The sequence below is a fragment of the Dokdonella sp. genome (genome assembly GCF_049593775.1).
In the GTDB taxonomy this organism is placed as follows: Bacteria; Pseudomonadota; Gammaproteobacteria; order Xanthomonadales; family Rhodanobacteraceae; genus Dokdonella.
This window is the reverse complement of the sequence record NZ_JBAWHJ010000057.1, coordinates 1-10,255: the sequence shown is the minus strand read 5'-3', so window position 1 is coordinate 10,255 and position 10,255 is coordinate 1. Positions and strand designations below refer to the sequence as shown.

Here is a 10,255-nt window from a genome sequence, read left to right as displayed (position 1 = left end):
CCCGAATCCCGAATCCCGAATCCCGAATCCCGAATCCCGAATCCCGAGTCCCGAATCGCAAATCGCAAATCTCGAATCCCTTGGCCCAAACCCAACACCCTGACGAGGAACCGACATGCTCAAGATGACCCACCTGCAAATGGTTTATCAGACCCACCTCATCGAAACCCATGCATTGCGGGACTTCTCGATTCACGTGCGCGAGGGCGAATTCGTTGCCGTGACCGGACCTTCGGGCTCCGGCAAGACAACGTTCCTCAACATCGCCGGATTGCTGGAAGAGTTTTCAGGCGGTGAGTACCTTCTCGATGGCGTCGACGTGAGCGGCCTCAATGACAATGCGCGCTCGAAGCTGCGCAACGAGAAGATCGGTTTCATCTTCCAGAGCTTCAACCTGATTCCAGATCTGAACCTGTTCGACAATGTCGATGTGCCCCTGCGCTATCGCGGTTTCGCAGCAGCCGATCGCAAGAAGCGCATTGAGGAATCACTGACTCGTGTCGGTTTGTCCTCGCGCATGAAGCACTACCCCTCGGAGCTGTCCGGCGGCCAGCAACAACGTGTTGCGATCGCACGCGCACTCGCAGGTTCGCCACGATTGCTGCTTGCCGATGAGCCAACCGGCAACCTGGATTCGCTGATGGCGCGCGGCGTGCTCGAGCTTCTGGAGGAAATCAATCGACAGGGCACCACCATTGTCATGGTGACGCACGATCCGGAACTGGCTGCACGCGCCCAGCGCAACGTGCATGTCATCGACGGCCAGGTCACTGATTTTGACGAGGCACCACGCTTGCGCGAGACGTCGACTGGCAGCGGAAATCACACATCGGAAGATCGCTTGGCGAGCACTGCAAGCAGTCAGTAAGCGTTGAGGCGGATCGTGCTTGCGAGCATCGAATCCAAAATCCCGAATCTCGAATCCCGGAACCAAGCCATGTTTACCTACTACCTCCAACTCGGCATGCGCAGCCTGCGTCGCAACCCGATCCTGACCGCGTTGATGGTCATCGGGATTGGTCTTGGTATTGCCGCCAGCATGACAACGCTGACGGTCATGCACCTGATGGGCAGCGATCCTATCCCGTGGAAGAGCGACAAGTTGCACTACGTGCAACTGGACAACTGGGGCCCGGACGAGCCGTTCTCCGATGATGGTCGGCCGCCAGACCAGGTCACTTATCGCGATGCTGTGGCCTTGATGGGCGCAGCCAAGGCCGACAAGCAGTCTGCGATGTTCAAGCTGGCCTTGCCGATTCAGCCCGAGAACAAGGAGTTGAAGCCATTTCGCTCGCTGGGTCGGGTTGCCTACGCGGACTTCTTCGGCATGTTCGAGCCACCGTTCCAGTATGGCGGTCCCTGGAGCCATGATCAGGACGTCAGTCACGAACGCGTTGTGGTGCTCGGCAAGGAGATGAACGAGAAGCTGTTCGGCGGACAGGACAGCGTAGGCAAAACCGTGCGCATGGACGACATCGACTACACCATCGTCGGCGTGCTCGACGACTGGAAACTGCGCTCGCGCTACTACGACCTGACCAACGGCGCATTTGCAAGTCCGGATGAATTCTTCATGCCGTTCACCTCGGCCATGGACCTGAAAAAGCGCGCCAGTGGCAACAACCAGTGCTGGAAAAATGCGGGCGATGGATGGGATGCCTATCTCGACTCCGATTGCGTCTGGATCCAGATGTGGGTGCAGCTCGATTCACCAGCACGCCTGGCCGAATACAAGTCCTTCCTCGACAGCTATGTCGGCGAACAGAAGAAGCTCGGCCGCTTCGCGAGGCCGCTCAACAACAGACTCCTCGACGTGAACGAGTGGATGGCCGATCAGGAAGTCGTTTCGCGTGACGTACAGGTGCAGACCGGCCTGGCCTTCGCCTTCCTCCTGGTCTGTCTGGTCAATACGGTGGGTTTGTTGCTGGCCAAGTTCACGCGCAAGTCTGGCGAGATCGGTCTGCGTCGCGCACTCGGCGCGAGTCGAAAAGATGTATTCAGTCAGTACCTCATCGAGTCCGGGGTTGTTGGACTCAGCGGCGGAATTCTCGGTCTCGGTCTGACCGGTCTCGGATTGCTCGCTGTACGTGCTCTGTATTCGGACTACAAGACTGTCGCCCACCTCGACTGGACCATGATCGCCCTGACCGTCGCGCTTGCCGTGGCTTCGGCCGTACTGGCTGGCGTCTACCCGACCTGGCGAGCGTGTCGCGTTCAGCCGGCAGCGCAATTGAAGATTTGATTGCCAGGAATCGGGAGTAGGGAACAGGGAATGGCAAGAGCTACGAGCTCGCACCGGTCCCATCCGCTCTTCCGATTCCCCATTCCCCATTCCCCATTCCCGGAATAAAGCCATGGAAATCCGACCCATTCTCTCAGCCCTGATGCGCAGCAAGGTCTCGATGATCCTGATCGGCGTGCAAGTGGCCATGACCCTGGCCATCGTTTGCAATGCGCTGTTCATCATTGGTCAGCGACTCGATCACATGAGCCGGCCCAGCGGCATGAACGAGACAGACACGTTCTTTCTGGGCAGTTCCGGATTCGGTCAGGGTTTCGATGCACAGGCGACGATCCGTGAAGACCTGGCGCTACTCCAGCAGATGCCCGGCGTCGCTTCGGCCAGCACAGCCAATTCGGTGCCGATGAGCGATGGCGGTTGGGGCGAGGGACTCAGCCTCGAGCCTCAGCAGAAAACCTCAACCACGTCGACCGCTGTCTACCTGGTGTCTGAAAAAGGACTCGATGCATTCGGTGTAAACCTCATTGCAGGTCGCGACTTCAAGCCCGAGGAAATTACCGACCTGAATGCAGGCGACACCCTGCGTCCGCCGGTAATCATCGTGACTCAGGCGGTCGCGGACAAGATGTTTCCTGACGGCGGTGCGCTGGGCAAGCAGATCTACTTCAGCGACGAGGGTCCGACCAGCACCATCATCGGCATCGTGGAACGCTTGCAACAACCCTGGATGAGCAGCGACAACGTCGAGAATTCGACCTTCGTGCCCGGCAACATGCCGTATGGGAATTCGTCGGGCTACCTCGTCCGCACCGAACCCGGCCGGCGCGACGAAGTGATCAGCCAGGTCGAGCAGAAGCTTTCCGAATCCAACTCCAGTCGAATCATCAGCAGGATCCGCACCATGGAGGAAACACGCAAGCAGGCCTATGCGGGAGATCGCGCAATGGCGATCATTCTCAGCGCGGTGATCGTGGCCCTGCTCGCGGTCACTGCCCTCGGAATCGTGGGCATGGCCAGCTTCTGGGTGGCGCAACGCACGCGTCAGATCGGCACACGGCGCGCACTCGGTGCTTCACGAACAGACATCCTTCGCTACTTCCAGACCGAGAACTTCATCATCACCACGCTTGGACTGGTCGTCGGTGCGGTGCTCGCCTATGCCTTCAGTTTGTGGATGATGCAGAACTATCAGTCGCCGCGATTGCCCTGGTACTACGTGCCGATCGGCTTTGTTTGCCTGTGGGTGTTGGGCCAACTGGCTGTGTTGGGCCCCGCCATTCGTGCGTCACGCGTGCCGCCCGCGGTTGCGACGCGGAGTGTCTGAAGGTGCAGGGAATCGGGATTTGAGATTCGCATAAGCAACCACCAGTCATCAATCGAGAATGCTGTTTCTTCGAATCCCGGCCTTCAGCAGCCGAATGGCTGGTCATCCCGAATCCCGAATCCCGTAGAATCCATGTAACCCTTTCCCGCCTGGCTGCATCCAAGCAGCCATGCGTCGATGCCCTGAAAGAACCCGAACCATGCGCACCGTACTGGTGATCGACGACAATCCGGCCGTAGGCACCGCGCTTGACGTGCTGTTCGGCTTGCGTGATATCCGCACCCTGGTGGCAATCTCGCCGGACGAAGGTCTGGCCATGCTCGCGAAGGAAGATATCGACCTCGTCGTTCAGGACATGAATTTCAGTTCGGATACAACTTCGGGCGAGGAAGGCATCGAGTTGTATCGGGCGATCCGGCGCGACTATTCCGATCTGCCGATCATCCTGCTTACAGCGTGGACACGATTGGAAACGGCCGTGGAACTGATCAAGGCCGGTGCCGGTGATTACATCAGCAAGCCCTGGGACGACAACAAGCTGCTGGCCACTGTCGAAAACCTTCTGGAACTCTCGGAAGCCACCCGCGAAGTGACCCGATTCCGCGATGAGCGTCGCCGACGACGCAAGCAGCTGGACGATAAATTCGACCTGCGTGGCATCGTCTTTTGTTCCAGTGCAATGGAGCGCGTCGTCGAACTGGCCTGCCAAGTCGCGCGTGCGGATGTCTCGGTACTGATAACGGGTCCGAATGGTGCAGGCAAGGAGCGCATCGCCGAGATCGTGCAGGCCAACTCGACCCGCGCAAACGGCCCGTTCCTGACCGTGAACTGCGGCGCGCTGCCTTCCGAACTGATCGAGGCCGAACTGTTCGGCGCAGACCCCGGCGCGTATACCGGTGCGCCCAACCGTGCCCGCGAGGGGCGGTTCGAGGCGGCCGATGGCGGCACCTTGTTCCTCGACGAAATTGGCAACCTGCCGCTGGCCGGGCAGATGAAGCTTCTTCGGGTGCTGGAAACCGGACAGTTCGAACGCCTGGGTTCGAGCAAGACCCGTCAAGTCGCAGTTCGCGTCATCAGCGCGACCAATTCGGATCTCGCTGCCAAGATCCGGGACGGTAGTTTCCGCGAGGATCTCTACTATCGCCTGAATGTCATCGAGCTTCGACTACCAGCACTTTCCGAACGCACGGACGATATCCTGCCGCTGGCCGAACATTTTCTGCAGGGCAGGGCGACTCTGGACAGCGGCGCTCGTTCGGCATTGTCGGCTCATGCCTGGCCAGGCAATGTGCGCGAACTGAAGAACGCGATCGACCGGGCAAGCCTGCTGTGCAGCGACGGCATCATCACCACACGCGATCTGGCCCTGGGCCCGGCCCGCTTTTCGGGCGGCCGCATGGCGCCGGAGTCCGAACCCGACAAGGGAATGATCGAGGCAGCCTTGCTGCGTGCACGCGGCGTGATCAGTCAGGCAGCTTCGGATCTTGGGCTGTCGCGTCAGGCACTGTATCGGCGCATGGAAAAAATGGGCATTGAAAGCTGAGCGAAGTGTGTCCGCACTGATGCTCGCGATTGCCAGGCCCACATTGAAATCCGTCGCATTCCCGATTTCGCGTGTCCCGCCTCGCCGGCCCTGTATGCAGGCCCCCTGTTTCGCCTATCCTCTTTGCCTGAAGGGCGGCGGGTGTGCCTTGCCAGCGTCTGCATGAAGCGTACACAAGATCGGACGATGCCGTTCTCTGCCAACTGAACTCCCGACGTCCATCAGTATTCTGGAATCCGGATCGCGATGCGAATTTTTTCACTGGAGGGAAAGCTTGCAGCTGCCTTGTTCGGCTGGTCCCTGCTGACCGTGACCGTGCTCTATGTAATCTTGTTCTGGGTGGAATCCATGTTGCTGGCGGCGATGGCCACCGTCGTCATCATGCTGCTTCCCACGCTCGTATTTGCTCGACGTCTGGCCAGACCGGTCGCCGGATTGATCCGCGCATTGTCGGGGAGTGTTTCGGCATTCGGCGACGGCGACTTCAGTTTCTCCATCCGCAATACGCGCCGCGACGAGGTCGGTGACCTGGTTGCCGCGCACAACGAACTGGGGCGCGTCTTGCGCGACCAGCGCCAGAACCTGTTCCAGCGGGAACTGCTGCTCGATACCGTTGTGCAGAACACGCCGAACGCGCTCGTTCTGGTTGAGCCCGGTGGACATGTGGTGCATGCCAATCTAGCCGCGCGCGCACTGCTCAACGAAGGCCGTGCCATGAACGGCGAACGCTTCGAAGACATCGTGGCTGAAGCCGCCCCTGAGCTCGCGCAAGCTCTTTCAGGCACGCAGGATGCCTTGTTCAGCGTGCAAATCGGCGAGGAAGAAGAAACCTTCCATCTCTCCCAGCGCGATTTCAAATTGCAGGGCCGCACCCACCGCATGATCAATCTGCGCCGGATGACGCGCGAGCTTTCGCGGCAGGAAGTGGCGACATGGAAGAAGGTGATCCGCGTCGTCAGTCACGAACTCAACAATTCGCTGGCACCGATTCGCTCGCTGGCGCACTCGGGGCGTGAACTGGCCAGGCTCGGTGAACTTGCAAAACTTGGCGTGGTGTTCGCGACAATCGAGGAGCGCGCCACCCATCTGGGTGGCTTCGTTCAAGGTTATGCCCATTTCGCGAAGCTGCCGACTCCCCAGCCATCATTCGTGGAGTGGAGCCCGTTCCTGGAAGCACTGGGTCAGCATTCGAAATTCCGGCTGGCGCAGCCGGCACCGGCCGGCACGGTCTGGTTTGACCGCGGTCAAATCGAGCAGTTGCTGATCAACCTGCTGAAGAACGCGTTCGAAGCCGGCGGCGACGCCGGCGAAATAGAACTCGCCGTGACCAGCCGTGGCACGGAAGCGCGCATCGAGGTGCGCGATCGCGGGCCTGGCATGAGCGAAGCAGTCCTGGCGCATGCACTACTGCCGTTCTATTCGACCAAGCGCAGCGGAACGGGTCTTGGCCTGGCACTGGCGCGTGAGATCGCCGAGGCCCACGGCGGGCGACTGCAACTGGCGAACAGGAATGACGGCGGTCTCACTGTTGCGCTAAGCCTGCCGCAGCCCGGATTTCCGCCCGCTTCCTGATCAGACTGGGCCGCCGAAGTGTCCAGGTTAACTCCTTGCGGCGAAGTCCTGATAGATTGCAGGGACAATCAGTGCCGGGAGAGCACCATGCCAGGATTTATCGGAATCATCGTTGTCGTACTGGTCTTCATCGTGTTGGCCAAGCTCGTGCGCATCGTGCCGCAGGGTTATGAGTGGACCGTACAACGCTGGGGCAAATACACACATACACTGTCGCCCGGATTCCACCTGCTTGTGCCGGTCGTGCAAAGCGTGGGCCACAAGATCAACATGATGGAGCAGGTGCTCGATGTCCCATCACAGGAAGTCATCACCAAGGACAATGCGGTTGTCCGAGTCGATGGTGTGGTTTTCTACCAGGTGCTGGATGCCGCCAAGGCGGCCTATGAAGTATCCAATCTTGAGCAGGCCTCGCTGGCGCTGGTCATGACCAACATCCGCACTGTGCTCGGCTCGATGGATCTCGACGAATCGTTGAGCAACCGCGACGTGATCAACGCCAAGTTGCTGGCCGTGGTGGACGAGGCAACGCACCCATGGGGTGTCAAGGTCACGCGTATCGAGATCAAGGATATCTCGCCGCCGCGCGACCTGATCGAATCAATGGCGCGTCAGATGAAGGCCGAACGCGAAAAGCGTGCAAACGTGCTTGAGGCGGAAGGTTTCCGTCAGGCGGCCGTCCTCAAGGCCGATGGCGAGAAGCAGGCCGCCATTCTTGAGGCTGAGGGTGAGAAGGAAGCGGCGTACCGTGAAGCCGAGGCACGCGAACGCCTGGCCGAGGCCGAAGCCAAGGCCACCACCATGGTTTCGGATGCCATAGCCGGCGGCAACATCAACGCGATCAACTATTTTGTCGCCACCAAGTATGTCGAGGCGCTCAAGGAGATGGCTCATTCGCCCAACCAGAAAATGCTGATACTGCCGTTCGAGGCGACCGGCATCCTTGGGTCGCTTGCAGGCATCACTGAAATCGCCAAGAGCGCATTCGACAAGTCGGATGCAAAAGCGCCGCCGCCGCCGCCGCGACCGGGTGCGCCGATCATCCGCTAAAACTGGAGATCCGATGGACGATTTCATTTCCAAGTTGCTCGAAAGTTACGGCTGGTGGGTTCTGTCCCTCGTGCTGATTGCTGCCGAGTTGATTGCGCCCGGCTATTTCCTTCTGTGGATCGGAATCGCTGCAGCGGTAATGGGACTGATCATGCTGGTCCTCCCGGGCCTGGGCTTTCTCGCCCAGACCATCATCTTCGCCGTTCTGTCGATCCTGATTTGCTTCGTCTACTGGAAGTACATCCGCCCGGCAACCGAGTTGCGGGACGATCAGCCCCTGCTCAACAGGAAGGGTGCGCGCATGATCGGGCGTCGGGTCGCCGTGTCCGAGGCCATCGTCAACGGCCGCGGCAAGGTCAAGGTCGGCGATTCGGTCTGGCTGGCCGAAGGCGACGACAAGGCGGTCGGTGCAATCGTTGAAGTCGTCAGTGTCAACGGCACCACGCTGACGGTTGTCTGATCAAGTCTGCGGTGACGCGCATTCGTGGAATGCCGCGCCGCGTCCTGTCGCCTTGTGCGGGGCACTCGGCTGACCTCCGGGACGCATCCTCTGCCCAATTCCAGCCGGCTGCGTGCCGTGCAGGGCTGCGGTCTCGGCAAGCCTGATCCGCATTCACTATAATTCGCGCCTCGGCAAAAGGCGCAGGACATGACCCGCAAAACAATTCTCAACGAATCACACCGTGCCCTGGGCGCAAAAATGGTCGATTTTGGTGGCTGGGACATGCCGCTGAACTACGGCTCGCAGATCGAGGAGCACCACGCAGTGCGCCGCGATGCAGGCATGTTCGACGTGTCCCACATGACCGTGGTGGATCTGCAGGGGCCGCACACTCGGGAGTTCCTGCGCCATCTCCTGGCCAACAGCATCGACAAGTTGAAGGTGCCGGGGAAGGCGCTCTATTCGTGCATGCTCAATGCGCAGGGTGGCGTGATCGATGACCTGATCGTCTATTACCTTGGCGAAGACTTCTTTCGTACGGTGGTGAACGCCTCGACACGAGACAAGGACCTGGCCTGGATCAACCAGCAGGCAAAGTCATTCGAGGTCAGTGTCTCCGAGCGCGCAGATCTGGCCATGATCGCCGTGCAAGGTCCGAACGCACGTTTCAGGGTTGCCTCGCTGTTCGGCGAGGAAATGGCGCAGAGCGTACTCAAGATCGGAAAGTTCGTCGCCATGCAGGCCGAAGGGCTGTTCATCGCACGCACCGGATACACAGGGGAAGATGGCTTTGAAATCATCATGCCCGAAGCGGCGGCAGCGGATCTCTGGCAGCGACTTCTTGCTGCCGGCGTTGTACCGGCAGGTCTGGGCGCGCGCGATACGCTGCGCCTGGAAGCGGGCATGAACCTTTACGGCCAGGACATGGACGAATCGATCACGCCCTGGGAGGCAGGTCTTGCCTGGACAGTCTCGCTGGATGAAGGGCGCGATTTCATCGGCCGTGAAGCGCTGCTTGCGCAGAAGGCCTCAGGAGTCGGCCATGGCATGGTCGGCATCGTGATGGACGAGAAGGGCGTGCTTCGACACGGCCAGGTGGTGCTGACGGAATCGGGTCCGGGCGAAGTTCTTTCGGGAACCTTTTCACCAACCCTGGGCAAGGCCATCGCCTTCGCCAGGATTCCGTCCGGCGCCAGCGGAAACGTTCGCGTAGATATCCGTGGCCGCGAAGTTCCGGTTCGCGTGGTCAAGTATCCGTTCGCGCGAGACGGCAAGTCCACGCTCATCGACTGAACGACCGTGCTTGACTGCTAGACTCCCAACCCCCGATCCTCTTCCACTCATCAATTCCAATCCAGGCCCGCAAACATGAAAGAAATTCCCGGCGATCTGAGTTTCCTGAAATCACATGAATGGGTACGCGTTGAGGATGACGGTACGGCCACGATTGGCATTTCCGATCATGCACAAGGGTTGCTGGGCGATCTCGTCTATGTCGAGCTACCCAACGTTGGCGACATGGCCAAGGCTGGCACCGCTGCGGCTGTGGTGGAGTCCGTCAAGGCTGCGTCCGATGTGTACTCGCCGGTAAGTGGTGAGATTGTCGCCGTCAATGACGATCTTGCCGACAAGCCTGAAACCATCAACGAGGACGCCTACGGAGAAGGCTGGATGTTCGTGGTCAAGCTCTCGGATCGCGATGAGCTCAAGGACCTGGTTGATCCGGATGCCTATGCCGAGATGATCGAGAACGAAGAAGACTAGGTCATTCCTTCCGGATATTGAAAAGACAAACCAGAAAAAAGGACCGCAATGCCGGTCCTTTTTTTTGTCCGGGCTTGATGTGTTGCGCTGCTTTGATGTCACCTCGTTGACGACCTGAATCCCGTGTCAGTGACAGCGCTTGCCCTTTCTCGCGATCCCGCGATTCTCGAGAACGCGTTGACTGCACGCGGTTCGCTATTCGGATGCCGGGTGGACTGCGATCCGGGTGATCCAAATCCATCCTGTGATTCGTATTCGATCAATCGATTGTCTGTCGCTCGCGCGATGTCATTTGTCCGTGTCGAGAGACTTTTTTCG

At 59.5% G+C, this 10,255-nt stretch carries 9 protein-coding genes; all 9 read left to right on the top strand.

Going from position 1 to position 10,255, the window contains the following annotated elements:
- Positions 1 to 115 precede the first annotated feature (115 nt).
- Complete coding sequence (locus tag WBP53_RS02115; protein ID WP_423925458.1) at positions 116 to 868, top strand: ABC transporter ATP-binding protein; 753 nt, start codon at positions 116 to 118, stop codon at positions 866 to 868.
- A 69-nt stretch (positions 869 to 937) separates the two neighbouring features.
- Positions 938 to 2,242 (top strand): ABC transporter permease, encoded by a 1,305-nt coding sequence (locus WBP53_RS02110; RefSeq protein ID WP_423925456.1) that lies wholly within the window; start codon positions 938 to 940, stop codon positions 2,240 to 2,242.
- A 112-nt stretch (positions 2,243 to 2,354) separates the two neighbouring features.
- Entirely contained in the window at positions 2,355 to 3,566 is a 1,212-nt protein-coding gene (locus WBP53_RS02105) for an ABC transporter permease (RefSeq protein ID WP_423925454.1), read from the top strand.
- A 199-nt stretch (positions 3,567 to 3,765) separates the two neighbouring features.
- The gene (locus WBP53_RS02100) at positions 3,766 to 5,109 is read left to right on the top strand and encodes a sigma-54-dependent transcriptional regulator (RefSeq protein ID WP_423925452.1); all 1,344 of its coding nucleotides are present in this window, start codon (positions 3,766 to 3,768) and stop codon (positions 5,107 to 5,109) included.
- Between the two features lie 246 nt (positions 5,110 to 5,355).
- The gene (locus WBP53_RS02095) at positions 5,356 to 6,681 is read left to right on the top strand and encodes a sensor histidine kinase (RefSeq protein WP_423925450.1); all 1,326 of its coding nucleotides are present in this window, start codon (positions 5,356 to 5,358) and stop codon (positions 6,679 to 6,681) included.
- A gap of 87 nt (positions 6,682 to 6,768) precedes the next feature.
- Positions 6,769 to 7,731 (top strand): SPFH domain-containing protein, encoded by a 963-nt coding sequence (locus WBP53_RS02090; RefSeq protein ID WP_423925448.1) that lies wholly within the window; start codon positions 6,769 to 6,771, stop codon positions 7,729 to 7,731.
- 13 nt (positions 7,732 to 7,744) lie between these two features.
- On the top strand, positions 7,745 to 8,191 hold the full coding sequence (locus WBP53_RS02085; RefSeq protein WP_423925446.1) for an NfeD family protein: 447 nt from the start codon (positions 7,745 to 7,747) through the stop codon (positions 8,189 to 8,191).
- Between the two features lie 189 nt (positions 8,192 to 8,380).
- On the top strand, positions 8,381 to 9,466 hold the full coding sequence (gene gcvT, locus WBP53_RS02080) for a glycine cleavage system aminomethyltransferase GcvT (RefSeq protein ID WP_423925444.1): 1,086 nt from the start codon (positions 8,381 to 8,383) through the stop codon (positions 9,464 to 9,466).
- Between the two features lie 75 nt (positions 9,467 to 9,541).
- Positions 9,542 to 9,937 carry a glycine cleavage system protein GcvH gene (gene gcvH, locus WBP53_RS02075; RefSeq protein ID WP_423925442.1) on the top strand — a complete coding sequence of 132 codons (396 nt, stop codon included), beginning with the start codon at positions 9,542 to 9,544 and terminating at the stop codon, positions 9,935 to 9,937.
- Positions 9,938 to 10,255: the final 318 nt, after the last annotated feature.

What these genes read in the sequence shown, in the direction of transcription:
- WBP53_RS02115 (WP_423925458.1), top strand. Translation starts at nt 116, where the DNA reads ATGCTCAAGATGACCCACCTGCAAATGGTTTATCAGACCCACCTCATC.
- WBP53_RS02110 (WP_423925456.1), top strand. Translation starts at nt 938, where the DNA reads ATGTTTACCTACTACCTCCAACTCGGCATGCGCAGCCTGCGTCGCAAC.
- WBP53_RS02105 (WP_423925454.1), top strand. Translation starts at nt 2,355, where the DNA reads ATGGAAATCCGACCCATTCTCTCAGCCCTGATGCGCAGCAAGGTCTCG.
- WBP53_RS02100 (WP_423925452.1), top strand. Translation starts at nt 3,766, where the DNA reads ATGCGCACCGTACTGGTGATCGACGACAATCCGGCCGTAGGCACCGCG.
- WBP53_RS02095 (WP_423925450.1), top strand. Translation starts at nt 5,356, where the DNA reads ATGCGAATTTTTTCACTGGAGGGAAAGCTTGCAGCTGCCTTGTTCGGC.
- WBP53_RS02090 (WP_423925448.1), top strand. Translation starts at nt 6,769, where the DNA reads ATGCCAGGATTTATCGGAATCATCGTTGTCGTACTGGTCTTCATCGTG.
- WBP53_RS02085 (WP_423925446.1), top strand. Translation starts at nt 7,745, where the DNA reads ATGGACGATTTCATTTCCAAGTTGCTCGAAAGTTACGGCTGGTGGGTT.
- gcvT (WP_423925444.1), top strand. Translation starts at nt 8,381, where the DNA reads ATGACCCGCAAAACAATTCTCAACGAATCACACCGTGCCCTGGGCGCA.
- gcvH (WP_423925442.1), top strand. Translation starts at nt 9,542, where the DNA reads ATGAAAGAAATTCCCGGCGATCTGAGTTTCCTGAAATCACATGAATGG.